This is a genomic window from Microbispora sp. NPDC049633, assembly GCF_040675265.1.
In the GTDB taxonomy this organism is placed as follows: domain Bacteria; phylum Actinomycetota; class Actinomycetes; order Streptosporangiales; family Streptosporangiaceae; genus Microbispora; species Microbispora maris.
Genome location: NZ_JBFAOO010000183.1, coordinates 1 through 14,576, shown reverse-complemented (window position 1 = coordinate 14,576; position 14,576 = coordinate 1). Strand labels below are relative to the sequence as shown.

Genomic DNA, 14,576 nt, shown 5'->3' with positions numbered 1-14,576 from the left:
GATGCGGTCGGGGCTGGTCGTGCTCGTCACCCGCCAGACGTCAGGCTCGGGGTCGTAGATCTCCCGCTCGCGCTCGTCCTTCCTCCCCTACGCGCCGGCGGGCGGCGCCGGGACGGGCGGGCAGGACGAGCGCGAGCGGGAGATCTACGACCCCGAGCCTGACGTCTGGCGGGTGACGAGCACGACCAGCCCCGACCGCATCGGCTAGCGCCGGCCCGGGCCCTGGGAAGACGGACGCGCCGCCGTCAGAGGTTCAGCCTGCGGCTGATCCGGTCGAGCTCGCCCAGCACGTCCTCCGCGGTGCGGTCGAAGGCGGACTCCGCCTCTCTGACCTGGTTGAGCACGGCCTCGGGGTCGTCCAGGAATTTCGTCTGGTCGCCGTCCTCTCCGAGGACCTCGGCCATGGCCCGGTTCATCTGCCGGTACAGGTCGTCGGACGCGGCGCGCACCGTCTCCTTGATCCGCTCGGCCAGCTCGCCGGAGCTCAGCCGCATCGCCTTGGGGTGAAGCTCCAGCTCGCTCAGCCCCCGGCCGGTGAACTCCACCTCGACCAGGCCGTCCTCGTCCCGGGCCCGGCCGACGAGCGAGGACAGGGTGTCCTGGAGCCGTTCGACGGCCGCGATCCTGGCGTCGGCACGCTGGCCGAACCGCTCCACGTCGAAGTCGTCGAATGCGCTGCCGGCCATACGAGCCCCCTTTTTGCCGCGATTTCCGGAACATCGGCACGCTAACGCATCAAAGGCGGGCGTACGGGGTTTGCGGGCTCGCCGTTACACGCCAGTGAACAAGCCCCGAATTTCCGCTTTCCACCTGCGGAAACGTCACCCCCGCGCATGGCGGGGGCGCGGAGCCCGGTGATAGGGAAGATCACGTGTCGTACGGCGCATCCTCTTCCATCGGGCCATCCGGGACGTCCGCCCTCCCGGCCTCGACCGTCTCCGCGATGGTGAGCCCCTGCCCGCACACGCCTCCGTGCCCGGCCGGTCCGTGCCTGCCGGACTCGATCCGCGGGCAGCTGCCAGGAGGGCCCGCCCTGGTCCCGGCGCGGGTCCCGGCGCGGGTGCCGGCGCCGGACGGTGGCTCATCCGGTGGCTCGTCCGGTGGCTCGTCCGGTGGCTCGTCCGGCCTGCCCGGCTACGAGGTGGCCGCGGGCTTCATCAGGAAGTTCGCCGGCACGGTGGGCGGCTCCGCCGAGGGCGTCCGGCGGATGAAGGACGCCACCCCCCGGTTCGAGGGCTGGAACCTCGCTCCGCTCGCCGGGGTCCCCATCGTCGGGCTGGCCTTCGTCCACCGGTTCAACACCGTCTCCGACACCTGGTCGGGCGCGGCCGGCATCCTCGGCGACGCCCTGCGCAGGGACGGCGAGACGCTGGTCAGGGCCGCCGACAACTACGTGGCCGCGGAGAAGGCCGGCGCGGCGGCCGCCCGCACCACGCGTCCCTGAGAGGATCCGCATGTCGACCCCACCCGGCGAGCCCGGAGCGTTGTTCGTCCCCGGGCGGTCCGCCCCGGGCCCCCAGAAGCTCTACATCACGGACTCGAGCGGCAACGTCCGGCGAGCCGTACACGTGGCGCCGGCCGACGGGGCCGCCGCCGCCCGCACCGATCCGGGGTTCTTCCGCAATCTGGTCAAAGGGCTGAACCCGCTGCGGCAGCAGACGCGTACGGCGATGGCCATGTCCGGGCTGGGCGGCGCGGCCCTCGCCCTGGACGTGGCGGCCACGCTGAACCTCGGCAATCCCTTCCTCTTCTACGACCGGCGGGAGCTGTGGAAGGAGATGGGGAGCCGGCTGGAGAGCGGCAGGTCCGACATCTGGTTCTCCTACTTCCAGGACGTCAGCCCGAACTGGAAGGGCCACGCGGCCGACCTGCTCGGCCGGCGGGTCCGCTTCAACACCACGGTCCTGTACGAGAAGCTCCACGGGGTCACCGGCGAGATGAGCGGCGCGATGCACAACCAGTTCAAGGAGGTGCTGGAGTACGACCTGTCCGTGTTCGGCCTCTACGCGGCCTCGGCGCCGATCCTCCGCACGCTGGCGGCGATGAGCGCGCACCCGGCCGGGCGGGTCGCGCTGATATCGCAGGTGGGCGTGTTCGCCAGTGCGCTGGGCAACCTCGTCAAGCAGTTCGCCGACATCTACATGGCCTGCGAGGGCGACCTCAACAAGGTGGAGCAGAAGCTCAACGACGTACGGGCCGCCTTCTTCGAGGAGGGCGACCCGGCGCGGGGCCGCCGCGACCTGACGCTCACCCCCGCCGTGGCGGACCGCGCGCACATCCACGACTACTGGCAGCCCGCGAGTGAGGAGCCCCGGTGAGGAACACGGCCGCGTTCAACGAGGGCAGGGAAGGCGACGTCGCCGGGCTGGTGCGGGAGGTCCAGGGCCGCGTCGGCGCGCTCGCCGACCTGCTCCACGGGCTGAGCGAGCAGGTGGCCGAGGGGACCGACGCCACGGGCGCCGTGGTGGCCCGGGTCTCCGGAGCCGGCCACCTGCTCGGGCTGACCGTCGACCCGCGTGCGATGCGCGATCTCGACCACCTCGCGATGTCCGCCGCGATCCTCGGCGCGATCGCCGCCGCGCGGAGCGAGGTGGGCGAGCGGCTGGGGAAGGCCATGGCGGACTTCACGGCGGGCTCCGGCGAAGAGCCTCCGCCCGGCGACCCGCTCGCCCCGTACGTCCAGGCTCTGCTCCGGGCGGAGTGACCGTGGACGAGATGCGTGAGCTCCGCGCGCGCATGGAACGGCTGTCGGCGGCGGCCGCGTGGATGGACGAGCTCGCGGCCGAATGGAGCACGCGCGAGTACGCCGGGAGTGCCGACGGGTGCCGGATCACCGCGACCGTCGACGCCGTCGGCACGCTGCGTGCCCTCCACATCCACCCGCTCAGCATGCGCGGGCTCGACAGCCGCGCGCTGGCCGAGGCCGTCCTGAAGGCCGTACGGCGGGCCGAGGCGGCCGCGGAGGCCGCGAAGGAGGAGGTGCTGCGCGGCGGGCTCGACGCCGCGGGCCTGCCCCACGTGGCCGGCCTCCTCGGCGAGGCCCGCCGCGCCTTCGACGAGCGGGCGTCGCCCGAAAGCGTTCACCGGCCCTGACCGAGGCCACCCCCCTGATGCTCAATTCCTTGAATAGTCATATTCTTGACTATGGGAGAGCGAAGGGAGCGGTTCCATGGCCCTGCGGCACGCCGTCCTCGCGGCGCTGCTCGACGGTGAGCTCAGCGGCTACCAGCTGGCCAAGGCGTTCGACGTCGGTGTGGCGAACTTCTGGCACGCCCTGCCCCAGCAGCTGTACGCCGAGCTGGCCAAGCTGGAGCGGGAAGGGCTGGTCGCGGGGCGGCGAGTGGTCCAGGAGACCCGGCCCGCCAAGCGCCTCTTCCATGTCACCGACGCCGGGCTCACCGAGCTGGAGCGATTCGCGGCCGCCGCGTCGAAGCCGTCGTTCATCCGCGACGACCTGCTCGTCAAGGTGCAGGCGGCCGACCACGTCGACGCCGGGCCGCTGATCCGGCAGGTCGAGGAGAGGGCCGCCGCGGCCGAGGCCAAGATCGATCTGTTCCGGCGGATCCTGCGGAAGATGCGCGGCGACCTGGGCGAAGAGGAGTTCCTCCGCGCGGGCCGGCGCGTGGGGCCGTACCTGACCTGCCTGCGCGGTCTGGCCTTCGAGGAGGGCAACCGCGACTGGTGCCTGCGGACCGCGGCGATCCTGCGGGAAAGGAGCACGGCCATGCCGGGCGGAAGGACGGCGGCCGCGCCAGACCAAGGAACCCCGGCCGCGCCAGACCAAGGGACCCCGGCCGCGCCGGGCGGAGCGGCGGCGGCCACGCCTGGCACAGGGACCGTGTCCAGGCCACGAGAGGGGACCGCACCGGTTCCCGGCAATCCGGAGGTGACCCATGCCGAACGGTGAGCGCCTGCGTTACGTCGCCATCGGCGACAGCCAGACCGAAGGGCTCGGCGACGGCGACCCCGCCCACCCGCGCGGCTGGGCCGACCGGCTCGCCGAGCGGCTCACGACGGTGGACCCGGACGTCACGTACGCCAACCTCGCGGTGCGCGGGCGGCTCGCCGGGGAGGTGCGGGCCGGGCAGCTCGCGCCGGCCCTGGCCCTGCGCCCCCATCTGGTCACCGTCGTCGCGGGCGTCAACGACCTGATCCGGCCGCGCTTCGACGCCGCCGAGGTGGCCGGGCACCTGGAGGCGATGTTCGCCGGTCTCACGGCCGCCGGCGCCCGCGTCGCGACCCTCACGTTCCCGGACGTCGGGAAGATCGCGCCGATCGCCCGGCCGCTCCGGTCGCGGGTGTTCGACCTCAACGACCGGATCCGGGCGGCGGCGGCCCGCCACGGGGTGGTGGTCGCCGAGACGGCGCCGCACGCCGTCTGCACCGATCCCCGGCTGTGGAGCGCCGACCGGCTCCACGCGAGTCCGCTCGGCCACGAGCGCATCGCCGCGGCCGTGGCCCACGCCCTCGGCCTGCCCGGCAGCGACGACGGCTGGACGCTGCCCCTGCATCCCCCGGTGGATCCGGCCGGATGGCGGGCCGTGGGCGCCGAGTTGCGCTGGGCGGGCACGTTCCTCGGCCCGTGGCTGGTGCGGCGCCTCCTCGGCAGGTCGTCCGGCGACGGCCGTGCCGCCAAACGCCCCGCGCTGCTGCCCGTACTGCCCACGGCGTGACCGCAGGACGCCCGTGCTGAGGGTCAGCCCGACAGGCCGCGCACCCAGGCGTACAGGTCGAGCACGCCCAGCGTGAGCGGGACCAGCGCGACGACCAGCAGCGCGTCGAGGATGTCGGCCGCCCGTCCCCAGAACGGCGACGGCCTGCCCGTGGGCAGCCAGAGGCCGAGGCCGAGCACGAGCAGGGCCGTCCACAGCACCCCGATCGTCACGGCCACCTCGGCGACCGCGTCGGCGCCCGTGCCCAGCGCGAACGCCAGCGCGACCGCCCCGGCCACGGCCGCGAGGACCATCCACAGCCGCTGGGCGACCCCCGCGAAGACCCGCGCCCGCATCGCGAGCGCCAGCGCCAGCGTCGCCGCCGTCGCGCGGGCGACCCAGCCGCCCTGCTGGACGAGCAGCAGCTCGGCCGCGCCGCCGGCGAGCGCGATCGCGATGACCATGCCGGTGGCGTACCGGTGGGCCTGCGCGGTCCGCTGGAGCACCAGGGGGCCGTCGATCCGCTGGTTGTCGCCGCGCAGTTCCTCAGCGCTGGTGGGCAGCGGCGGCAGCGGCACCCGGGCCATCCGGAACGACAGCGTGGGGATCAGCGGGCTCAACGCCAGCAGGACCGTCGCGACCACGGCCGCCGCCCCGGCGCCCGGTCCTCCGAACACCATCACGCACGCGGCGCCCGCGGCCCCGGCGACGGACGCGACCGCGACGCCGAGGAAACCCGCCACGCCGTCGGCGATCAGCACGCCGCCGACGGTCGCCACCAGCGCGGTGTACGCCAGCGCGGCCAGCAGGTTCGGCGCGCCGAGCACCAGTACGGCCCCCGAGGCGCCGGGTGTGAAGAGCCCGGCGAGGAAGCCGTGCGGGAGGGCCGCGTAGCCGATGAGGGCGCCGGCGGTGGGCTGGCCGACGGCCCTGGACACCACGGTCCCGGCGGCGAGCAGCAGCACCGCGACGGCGCCGGCCACTCCGGCGGTCAGCCTCGGCGGAGCCGCCGCGAGCGCGAGGACGACGGCGCCGAGCGCGAGCAGCCCGGCCGCCACGCCCATGCCGAGCAGCCGCGTGTGCCGCGGCTCCCACCTGCCGCCGCCCTCCTTGGTGCCGGTGGCGACCACGTCGGCCACGTCGTCGTACACGGCGGGCGGCAGCACCGCGTCGCGCGGGCGCAGGTACAGGATCTCCCCGTCCAGGACGCCCAGCGCGCCCAGGCTCTGGGCAAGGTCGAGCGGCGGGCCGCCGAGACGCTGCAGCACCCAGCCGGGGGCCGCGGCCGCGTCGCCGCCCACCTCGCCGACCGCCCGCAGCAGCCCGGGCAGGACGTGGGGCAGCGGGATGTCGGCCGGCAGCGCGAGGTCCGCCTTCCTGCGTGGAGCGACCACGGTGACGTGGCACAGGGGCGGCAGCGGCGCGGCCGCCTGCGGCAGCGCGCCCTGCTGAGCATGCCCCTGCTGGACATGACCCTGTTGGATCTGGCCGTGCTGAACCTGAATGGGGGCCGGCGATGACACGGCGGGAATCCTCTCCCGAAGATCTCTCTGACAGCCCGAAAATATCGGCAAACCTGGTAGAAAAGTCAGTCAGATGAGCATTGTCGTCGTCTCGCGCCCCGAGCGCCGCCCGGGCCCCAAACCGCCCCGCGGTGAGATTCTCCTGGAATCCCCACCGGAGATTCCCGAGGTCCAGCCGCAGGGCCTGATGTCCGTGCTCACGTACGTGCCGATGCTGGCCGGCGGCGCCGCGATGGCGCTGATGTTCACGGCGGGCGGCACCGGCAATCCGCTGATGTACGTGGCCAGCGGGCTGTTCGCCGTCTCGATGGTCGGCATGAGCATGGGCCAGCTCGGACGCAACGCCGGTGAGCGCAGGAACCGCCTCAACGGGCTGCGCCGCGACTACTTCCGCTACCTGTCGCAGATCCGCAGGAAGGTCCGCAGGGCGGCCGTGCAGCAGCGGGAGGCGCTGGAGTGGAGCGGGCCGCCGCCCGAGTCGCTGTGGTGGATCGCGATGGGGCCGCGCCTGTGGGAGCGCAGACCGCGCGACGACGACTTCGCGACCGTACGGCTCGGCACCGGCGTGCAGAAGCTGGCCATCCAGCTCGTCCCGCCGGACACCAAGCCGGTGGAGGACCTGGACGCGCTGTCGGCGGGCGCGCTGCGCCGGTTCGTCCGGGCGCACGCCACGGTGTCGGGGCTGCCCGTGGCGGTCGCCCTGCACTCCTTCGCGCGCATCCACCTCACCGGCGACTCCGCGGCGATGCGCGAGCTGATGCGGGCGGTGATCGCGCAGCTCGTCGTCTTCCACTCCCCCGACGACATGCGGATCATGATCTGCGCGAGCAAGGAGTGGATGCCCCACTGGGAGTGGGTCAAGTGGCTGCCGCACGCCCTGCACCCCGAGCAGACCGACGCGGCGGGCCAGGTCAGGCTCATGGCGGAGAACCTCGCCCACCTCGACACGCTGGTCGGAGAGGAGCTCAGGGAACGGGCCCGGTTCCGTCCCGGCGCCTCCGCCGACGCCCTGCCGTACCACGTGGTGATCGTGGACGGCGGGCACGTGCCGCACGACAGCCAGCTCGGCTCGGACGCCATCCAGGGCGTGACGGTGATCGACCTGTCCGGTTCGACCGGGCCGGTGCCCGAGGCGGTCACGCTCCGGCTGGACGTGCAGCCCGACGGCTTCCACATGGTCAAGATCGACCACGCGGGGCGGCGGTCGGGCAACCGGCTCGGCGACCCCGACCGCCTCGGCTATCCCCAGGCGGAGGGGCTGGCCCGGCAGCTCGCGCCGCTGCGCGCCTCCGCCGGGGCCCAGGGCGAGGCGCAGGACGTGCTCGGCGTCAACACCTCGCTCACCGACCTGCTCGGCGTGGGCGACCCCGTCCACCTCGACCCCGCGGTGATCTGGCAGCCCCGCGCGGGCCGCAACCGGCTGCGGGTGCCGATCGGCCTGGGCGCGGACGGGCGGGTCGTCGAGCTCGACATCAAGGAGTCCGCGCAGGGCGGCATGGGGCCGCACGGCCTGGTGATCGGCGCGACCGGCTCCGGCAAGAGCGAGCTGCTGCGCACCCTGGTGCTCGGCCTGGCCATCACGCACTCCTCCGAGATCCTCAACTTCGTGCTGGTGGACTTCAAGGGCGGCGCCACGTTCCTCGGCCTGGACTCCCTGTCCCACGTGTCGGCGGTCATCACGAACCTGGAGGACGAGCTGCCGCTCGTCGACCGCATGCACGACGCGCTGCACGGCGAGATGGTGCGCCGCCAGGAGCTGCTGCGCGCCGCGGGCAACTACGCCTCGCTGCGCGACTACGAGCGGGCCAGGGAGCAGGGCGCGGACCTCAAGCCGATGCCGACCCTGTTCGTCGTGATCGACGAGTTCAGCGAGCTGCTCACCGCCAAGCCGGAGTTCATCGACCTGTTCGTGATGATCGGACGGCTCGGCCGCTCCCTCGGCGTGCACCTCCTGCTGGCCTCCCAGCGCCTGGAGGAGGGCCGGCTGCGCGGCCTCGACACCCACCTGTCGTACCGGATCGGCCTGCGCACGTTCTCGGCCATGGAGAGCCGGGTCGTGCTCGGCGTCGCCGACGCCTACGAGCTGCCGCCCGCGCCGGGCAACGGCTACCTGAAGTACGACACCTCGGGGATGACCCGGTTCAAGGCCGCCTACGTGTCCGGTCCCCACCACGCCGACCCCGGACGGTCGGCCGCCGGCGAGGCCGGGCGGCCGATGCGCGACGTGGTGGAGTACGGCACCGCCTTCGCTCCCGTGGTGGAGATGGCCGAGCCGTCCAAGGAGCTGGCGCCCGCCGAGGAGCCCGGCGGGCCGCGGCACAGCCTGCTCGACGTCGTGGTCGGCCGGCTCACCGGTCACGGCCCGCCGGCCCACCGGATCTGGCTGCCCCCGCTGGCCGAGCCGCCGACGCTGGCCCACCTGCTGCCGCCGCTGTCCGTCACCCCCGAGCACGGCCTGACCACCGCGGGCTGGGGCGGACGGGGAATGCTCCACGCGGTCGTCGGCATCGTCGACCGGCCGTTCGAGCAGCGCCGCGATCCCTACTGGCTCGACCTGTCGGGGGGCGCGGGCCACGTCGGCGTCGCGGGCGGCACGCAGAGCGGCAAGAGCACGGTGCTGCGGACCCTGATCACGAGCATGGCCCTGATGCACACCCCTCGCGAGGTGCAGTTCTACTGTCTCGACTTCGGCGGCGGCTCCCTGGCCTCGCTGGAGGCGTTGCCGCACGTGGGCGGCGTCGCGAGCCGTCTCGACGCCGACCGCGTCCGCCGTACGGTCGCCGAGATCTCCACGATCCTGGAGCGGCGTGAGGCGGACTTCGCCGAGCACGGCATCGAGTCGGTCGCGGCCTACCGCCGGATGCGGGCCGAGTCCGGCCGCGACGGCGACGGCTGGGGCGACGTGTTCCTGGTCGTGGACGGCTGGCTGACGCTCAGGCAGGAGTTCGAGTCGCTCGAACCGGTCGTCACCGACATCGCCGCCCGCGGCCTCGGGTACGGCATCCACGTGGTCGCGGCCACCAACAAGTGGTCGGAGTTCCGGGCGAGCATCCGCGACCTGTTCGGCACCAGGGTCGAGCTCAAACTCGGCGACGCCTACGAGTCCGAGGTCAACAGGAAGGCGTCGCTGGCGGTTCCCGAGGGGGTGCCGGGACGCGGCCTCACCAAGGAGGGGCTGCACTTCCTGTCCGCGCTGCCGCGGATCGACGGCGTGCAGAGCTCCGAGGACCTCGCCGCGGGCGTCCGCGGGCTGGTGCACGCCGTCAGGGACGCCTGGCAGGGGCCGCCCGCGCCGGCGATCCGGCTGCTGCCGCCGGTGCTGCCCGCCGCCTCGCTGCCGGGCCCCGAGGAGAGCGGACCGAAGATCCCCATCGGCATCGACGAGGCGACGCTCTCACCCGTGCTGCTCGACTTCGACGCCGACCCGCACTTCGTCGTCCTGGGCGACACCGAGAGCGGCAAGTCGAACCTGCTGCGGCTCGTCGCGGAGGGACTGGTGGCCAGGCGGCAGCCGCACGAGGCGATGATGATCGTCGTCGACTACCGCAGGTCGCTGCTCGACTCGGCCGCGACCGCCCACCGCATCGGCTACGCGGCGTCGAGCACCGCCGCGCAGGAACTGGTCAACGACGTGCGCGGGGCCCTGCTCAAGCGGCTGCCGCCGGCCGACCTCACTCCCGAGCAGCTGCGGACGAGGAGCTGGTGGCAGGGTTCGGACGTCTACATCGTCGTGGACGACTACGACCTGGTCGCCACCTCGTCCAACCCGCTGCTGCCCCTGGTGGACCTGTTGCCGCAGGCCCGGGACATCGGGCTCCACCTGGTGTTGTCGCGTCAGATGGGCGGCGCCGGCCGGGCCATGTACGACCCGGTCATCCAGAAGCTGAAGGACATGGCCAGCCCCGCCGTCATCCTGTCCGGCAACAAGGACGAGGGCTACCTGTTCGGCAACGTCCGGGCGCACCCGCTGCCGCCCGGCCGGGGCTACCACGTCGACAGGAGGTTCGGCGCGCGGCTCGCCCAGACCGCGTTCCTGCCTCCGGTGGACAGCGAGTGACAGGCGGAAAGGAGCGGTTCGTGGCCGGTTTCGACATCCACTTCCAGGCGCTCGAGAGCTGCCGTACGGCGGTGAGCAAGGCCTGGGGTCAGTACGAGAGCCTGCACGGCGGTCTACCCGAGACGCCCGGCACCCGGGCGGCCGCCTTCGGGCACGTGGACGGCGCCGCCGCGCTGGCGCAGGCGGTCGACACCGCCTACGCCGCGCTGACTGCGGAGGCCGCCGACGCGAGAACCAAGCTGAAGGGCGTGGAGCGGGCGCTGGAAACGGTTCAGGACAACGTCCGGACCGCCCACAAGGGCACATCCGGGTCGATGCGGGTATGAGCGAGCGAATCAATAAGCACAGTGCGTCTCGCTGCTGGGTCACCTGCGCGCCTCCGGCACGACACCCCGAGCCGCCACGCGAGGGGATGACATGAGTGGCGTGGGGGATCTGCCCGGCGGCGCCGAGCTGGCCGCCATGGCGGAGAAGGTGAACGGCGATCCCGGCGGGATCCGCGACATCGCCAAGAAGTGGCGCGGCGCGGCCGGCGACGCGCAGGACTACGCGGGCGGCGTGGGCCGGGCCGTACGCACGGTCGATGCCGCCTGGCAGGGCCTGTCCGCCGATGCCTTCGTGGGATACATGGGCAGGTACGGCAAGGCGGCGGACGGCCTCCACGACGCTCTGGTCGCGTGCGCGGGCGCGTTGGAGAAGGTCGCCACCGCGCTGGAGAGCGCCAAGTCGAAGATCGACGGCATCTGCTCCGGCGTCGTCGCCGACGCGGCGGCCTACCGTGCCCGGAACAAGGACGTCACGGACGAGGAGCTGAACAAGGGACTGCGGGCCATCGTCGCCCGAGGCGTCGAGGACGCCCGGCCGCACCTGGAGCAGGTGACCACGGCCGTCGGCGACGCCGCGAAGACGCTGGGCGCCCGCCTGGGCGCCGACTACCGCGACGGCGCGCCCACCTTCGCCAAAATCCCGGATCCGGGCAAACAGGACTTCGTTCCCCGCCAGGGACACACCGTCGACTGGCGCCGCGACCCGGGCTACACGGGCCATACGGGAGCTCCCGGCGACAAGGCGCATCCGACGTACGCGTCGTACGGCCAGACGGGCCTGAGCGGCGGTGCGGGGGGCGCGGGTGGCGGCGGCTACGGCCCCAGCGGCCCGCCTCCGCCCGGCGGCGGACCCGCGCCCACGGGCCAGGTCAAGGAGTGGATCGACCAGGCCGTCGCGATCCTCAGGGCCCAGGGCTACCCGGTCGAGAAGATGAACCGGGACGACATCTGGATGATCATCAGGCACGAGTCGGGCGGCAATCCGCACGCGATCAACAACTGGGACTCGAACGCCGCCGCGGGAACGCCGTCGAAGGGGCTGATGCAGACCATCGACCCGACGTTCAACCGCTGGTCCCTGCCGGGACACAAGGACATCTGGAATCCCGTCGACAACATCGTGGCGGGCGTCCGGTACGCCATCGAGCGCTACGGCTCGGTCTCGGCCGTGCCCGGCGTGGTCGGCATGAAGACCGGCACCGGCTACCGGGGATACTGAGCACCCGCCGTCGCCCGCCACGCGGGCGGTGCCGGGCGCGAGGCCGGGCGCGGCACGCGGCACGCGGCACGGCACGCGGCACGGCACGCGGAAGGGCGGGGCGAGGGGCCACCTGAGGGCCTGCCGTGGCAGATCGTGGCAGATCGTGGGCCACCCGAGGGCCCGTCATAGCCGGTCGCGCCCCGGTCGTGGCCAACGCGGAAGGCCGGGCGGTTGCCCGCCCGGCCTTCCTCATCAGCGGCTATCCGGACGCGGATTTCCCGGTCCGCCTCCCGGCTTCGTCAGCCGCAGTTGCCCCAGTCGGCGCTCGCGCCGGCCCCGCCGACGCGGCCGAGGTACCTGACGCACTTGCCCTTGGCCTGCAGCTTCACCGGGCCGGCGTAGTACTCGTAGCTGCCGCGGTCGGTCTTGCTCACGCCGCCCTGGACCTCCAGGGTCGCGGAGACGGGCGTCGCCTTGCCGACGTCGGCCGTCTTGATCGTGACGACGCAGTTCTCCCCCGTGCCCGCGTTGTAGAGCTGGTAGATGGCGCCACCCGCCAGAGTGCTGCTGCGCTGCACGGAGAAGCCCGCCCCGCAGACCTGCTCAGGGGAGTAGGGGTTCCTGACCGGACCGGCGGTGCTGGACGGCTTCGGCGCCTGGGTCGTCGGCTTCACCGTCAGCGTCGGTCTCGCCGTGACCGTCGGCTTCGCCGTGACCGTCGGCTTCGGCGGGGTCGTCGTCCTCGTGACCGTCGGCCGCGCCGTCGGCCGCACGGTCGGGCGTGAGGTCGCGGTCGGGCGCGGCGCCGTGGCGGTCGGGCGCGGCGTCGCCGGTTGCGTCGCCGTCCGCGTCGGTGCGACCGTCGCGGTGGGCGACGGCGCGGCCGGGCTCGGCGACGGCTCGGCGGTGGTCGGCGACGGCGTCGCGTTCGGGCTCGGCCGGGCGGGCCATCTCGGCTCGTCCGGGCTCGGCACCGGCTCCTGCGTCTCGGTGGCCGCCGGGCTCGGCGACTGCGTGGGCGGGGGCTCCGGAGTCGGCTCGGTCGGCACCGGGCTGGGCGTCGCGATGACCGTGGCGGTGGTCGTGACCCGGACCGTCGGCTGCGTCTGACCGGTCGGCTGCGGCGGCGGCGGGACCACCGGCTGGGTCGGCACCGGCACGATCGGGCCCGGCGTCGGGACCGTGGTGAGCTCCGGCGTCACCGGGCCGTCGGTCGGCCAGTCGCTCGGCAACACCAGCGGCTGCACCGGGGAGTCCGGGTCGTCGGACGACAGCGCCCACGGCACTGTCACCTGCGGCGCCGCCGTCGGGTTCTGCCCGCCGCCTCCGGCTCCGCCGCCCCCGGCCCCACCACCCGCAGCCCCGCCACCGGCGTCCGTGAGGTCCGCGGCCACCTTGCCGTCGGAGCCGTGCTGCCCCGCGGCGCGCTCCGCGGCCGCCGGCGACAGCTGGACCTCGGCATACCGGCCCGCGCCCCACAGACCCACTCCGGAGAGCAGGACCACGGCGCCGACCGCCGCGGCCAGGCCGACGGGGAAAGGCCTGCGCCTGGCCGGCTCGACCTGGCCCTGGGCGGTCGGCGGCCCCCACGTCTGCTGCGGGGGCTGCTCCTGCGGCATGGCGGGCGGCTGCCAGGAAGCGGCCGGCGCCTGCTGGGGCTGCTGGGGCACGGTCGGCGGTCCCCACGTCTGTTGCGGGACCGGCGGAACGGGGATCCCCCCGAGCGGCGGCTGCGCGGGCTGGGGAGGCTGCGGCGCCTGCGGGGGCAGCACCACTCCCGAGGCCGGGGCCGCCGCCGGTTGCGCACCCGCGTCGCCGCCGAGCAGCCGCAGCATCGCGGCGTAGGCGGTGGGGCGCTGTCCCGGCTCCTTGGCCAGCGCGGGCAGCACGACCTGACGAAGCCGCTCGTCCAGGCCGCCGAGGTCGGGCGGCGCGTTCAGCACCGCCTGCGGATCCTGCGGGAACGGCGGCCGCCCCGTCGCGGCGAAGACGACCGTGGCGGCCCACGCGAACATGTCCGCGTACGCGTCGTACGGCCCGCCCCTGATCTGCTCGGGAGCGTGGTAGGCCGGCTCGCCCACCGGCGGCCCGACGGCGACGTCGGTCAGCTTGACCCCGTCGTCGGCGACGATGACGTTGTGCGGGGTGAGCGCGCCGTGCGCGAGATCGGCGAGGTGCACCGCGGTCAGCGCGGTGAGCAGGCCCACCGCGACCCGTTCGAGCGCCTCGCCGGAGAGCGGGCCCCCGGCCGCGACGGCGGCGGCCAGACTGCGCCCCTCGACGTGTTCCCTGACGACGTAGGGCCGATCGCCGAGCAGGCCCGCCGCGATCGTGCGGGCCACGTATGAGCTGGACACACGTGTGGCCACAGTGAGCCGGTCGAGGACGGCCTGCCCCGAACCCGGCTCGGCGGCCAACAGCTTGATCACCCGCACAGGGGCGTCGTCGCCGGACTCCTTGCCGACATAGACGTCGCCGCGGGGCCCCTCGTCCAGCCGTCCCAGGATGGCGTACTCGCCTATCTGTTCGGGATCACCCGGCCGTAAAGGGTGCATCTCAGTCCTTTCTGAAAAAGCGACCTGATCAGGATCATTCAACCAAGAGCACCCGACACAAAGCAGCAGTTTTCGCCAGCCCAAAACATTGAAGCGTCAATTACCCAATGCCGGCGTGTCAACTCTCTCGGCCGGGACGCCACCCCCTGCGCCGGCCCATCGGCACGAACACCCGCACGGCCACGATCAGGCCCGCGGCGCACAGCGCCGCCACCGCGATCGTGAGCGCCAGGTCGATCGCCCCCTTGTCGACCAGAACGGA

General features: G+C 73.6%; 12 protein-coding genes. 9 read left to right on the top strand and 3 right to left on the bottom strand.

The annotated features are described in order from the left end of the window. Positions 1-245 precede the first annotated feature (245 nt). A complete protein-coding gene (locus tag AB0J39_RS31800) occupies positions 246-686 on the bottom strand; it encodes a YbaB/EbfC family nucleoid-associated protein (protein ID WP_363471533.1) in 441 nt (146 codons plus the stop codon). 257 nt (positions 687-943) lie between these two features. On the opposite strand from AB0J39_RS31800, the gene AB0J39_RS31795 reads away from it, so the two are divergent. The 6 genes from AB0J39_RS31795 to AB0J39_RS31770 all read left to right on the top strand — a co-directional run bounded on the left by AB0J39_RS31795 (position 944) and on the right by AB0J39_RS31770 (position 4,673). Beyond that, the gene (locus tag AB0J39_RS31795) at positions 944-1,444 is read left to right on the top strand and encodes a hypothetical protein (protein ID WP_363471531.1); all 501 of its coding nucleotides are present in this window, start codon (positions 944-946) and stop codon (positions 1,442-1,444) included. Positions 1,445-1,454: 10 nt separating this feature from the next. Next, positions 1,455-2,318 (top strand): hypothetical protein, encoded by an 864-nt coding sequence (locus AB0J39_RS31790; RefSeq protein WP_363471529.1) that lies wholly within the window; start codon positions 1,455-1,457, stop codon positions 2,316-2,318. After that, positions 2,315-2,704 (top strand): YbaB/EbfC family nucleoid-associated protein, encoded by a 390-nt coding sequence (locus AB0J39_RS31785; RefSeq protein WP_363471527.1) that lies wholly within the window; start codon positions 2,315-2,317, stop codon positions 2,702-2,704. Before AB0J39_RS31790 ends, AB0J39_RS31785 begins: the two co-directional genes overlap by 4 nt. A gap of 11 nt (positions 2,705-2,715) precedes the next feature. Next, on the top strand, positions 2,716-3,093 hold the full coding sequence (locus AB0J39_RS31780) for a YbaB/EbfC family nucleoid-associated protein (protein ID WP_363471535.1): 378 nt from the start codon (positions 2,716-2,718) through the stop codon (positions 3,091-3,093). 76 nt (positions 3,094-3,169) lie between these two features. Beyond that, a complete protein-coding gene (locus tag AB0J39_RS31775) occupies positions 3,170-3,907 on the top strand; it encodes a PadR family transcriptional regulator (protein ID WP_363471525.1) in 738 nt (245 codons plus the stop codon). Beyond that, positions 3,894-4,673 (top strand): SGNH/GDSL hydrolase family protein, encoded by a 780-nt coding sequence (locus tag AB0J39_RS31770; RefSeq protein ID WP_363471523.1) that lies wholly within the window; start codon positions 3,894-3,896, stop codon positions 4,671-4,673. The genes AB0J39_RS31775 and AB0J39_RS31770 overlap by 14 nt, the downstream gene beginning before the upstream one ends. 23 nt (positions 4,674-4,696) lie before the next feature. On the opposite strand, the gene eccD is transcribed toward AB0J39_RS31770, so the two are convergent. After that, on the bottom strand, positions 4,697-6,175 hold the full coding sequence (eccD, locus tag AB0J39_RS31765; RefSeq protein ID WP_363471521.1) for a type VII secretion integral membrane protein EccD: 1,479 nt from the start codon (positions 6,173-6,175) through the stop codon (positions 4,697-4,699). A 73-nt stretch (positions 6,176-6,248) separates the two neighbouring features. Here eccD and eccCa point away from each other — a divergent pair, with 73 nt between their 5' ends. The 3 genes from eccCa (at position 6,249) to AB0J39_RS31750 (ending at position 11,777) form a co-directional block, all read left to right on the top strand. Then, positions 6,249-10,232, top strand: coding sequence for a type VII secretion protein EccCa (gene eccCa / locus AB0J39_RS31760; RefSeq protein ID WP_363471519.1), 3,984 nt, complete (start codon positions 6,249-6,251; stop codon positions 10,230-10,232). Positions 10,233-10,252: 20 nt separating this feature from the next. Beyond that, positions 10,253-10,558, top strand: coding sequence for a hypothetical protein (locus AB0J39_RS31755; RefSeq protein ID WP_363471517.1), 306 nt, complete (start codon positions 10,253-10,255; stop codon positions 10,556-10,558). Between the two features lie 91 nt (positions 10,559-10,649). Then, entirely contained in the window at positions 10,650-11,777 is a 1,128-nt protein-coding gene (locus AB0J39_RS31750) for a transglycosylase SLT domain-containing protein (RefSeq protein WP_363471515.1), read from the top strand. A 281-nt stretch (positions 11,778-12,058) separates the two neighbouring features. Here the strand turns inward: AB0J39_RS31750 and AB0J39_RS31745 are convergent, their stop codons facing one another. Then, entirely contained in the window at positions 12,059-14,314 is a 2,256-nt protein-coding gene (locus AB0J39_RS31745; RefSeq protein WP_363471513.1) for a serine/threonine protein kinase, read from the bottom strand. Between the last annotated feature and the right edge of the window lie 262 nt (positions 14,315-14,576).